The sequence below is a fragment of the Oleiphilus sp. HI0067 genome (genome assembly GCF_001635735.1).
In genome coordinates this window covers 1-769 of sequence record NZ_LWFI01001381.1, presented here as the reverse complement: position 1 = coordinate 769, position 769 = coordinate 1, and the positions used below count along the sequence as shown (strand labels likewise).

General features: G+C 44.9%; 1 protein-coding gene. It reads left to right on the top strand.

The genetic code is table 11. The features are described from left to right. Window positions 1-581 (top strand): hypothetical protein (locus tag A3739_RS21895; RefSeq protein ID WP_231877128.1); only part of this gene is annotated, 581 nt, incomplete at its 5' end. Between the last annotated feature and the right edge of the window lie 188 nt (window positions 582-769).

Genomic DNA, 769 nt, shown 5'->3' with positions numbered 1-769 from the left:
TTACATTTATTCACTTTTATGACTCAACGCAAATATCGTTTACAGCGTATTTCTTTTTGCGAACTGATCCTACTTTGAACGAGGGTAAGCGTATGAAAGACACGTATTTTGTGGCAGACGATTTAGACGAAGTTGAGCTAATTCAAAACGAGTTGATGGAAGCTGGAGTAGAGAAGGATAGCATTTCTGTTTGGAGCGGCGACGCCTATGGCGTCGACACGCATCATCTCAAGGCTGAAAACGAGTTACTGAAAACGGATGCGATTCCGTCGATGCGGTCAGGCTTAATATGTGGTTTGATCCTGTCCGGTGTCGCGCTTTTCGGTTTTTTAGGTCTGGGTTTAATGAGTTCAGAATACATGAGCGCAGGACTCATTTTTTGCGGACTTGTGATTGGCTTCTGCACGTGGGAGGCAGGGCTATTGGGTTTACGTCGAGTTCACCGCGACTTTACTCAATTGGGTCGTTATGTAGCGCAGAAGAAACACATCATTCATTTGCATCTTGGTGACAAAGCTGAGAAAGCAGCAAATAAAGTGTTATTAAAACATCCTGCGATCACGTCTGTCCGAATGGGCTAGGGCATTTCGCGAGAAGAGATTAGCTTTGACCTAGTTTTTAGCTTCTAGTTCTTAGTTTGATCTCGAGAGACCGCTTTAGGAGAGTGGCCAAACCAACGCTTGTAAGCCTTGTAGAAGCCGCTCGTCTCTTTAAAGCCCAGATGCAAACTCAACGAAGACAAGCTCACTCCTCGATCTAGTTGTTTTGC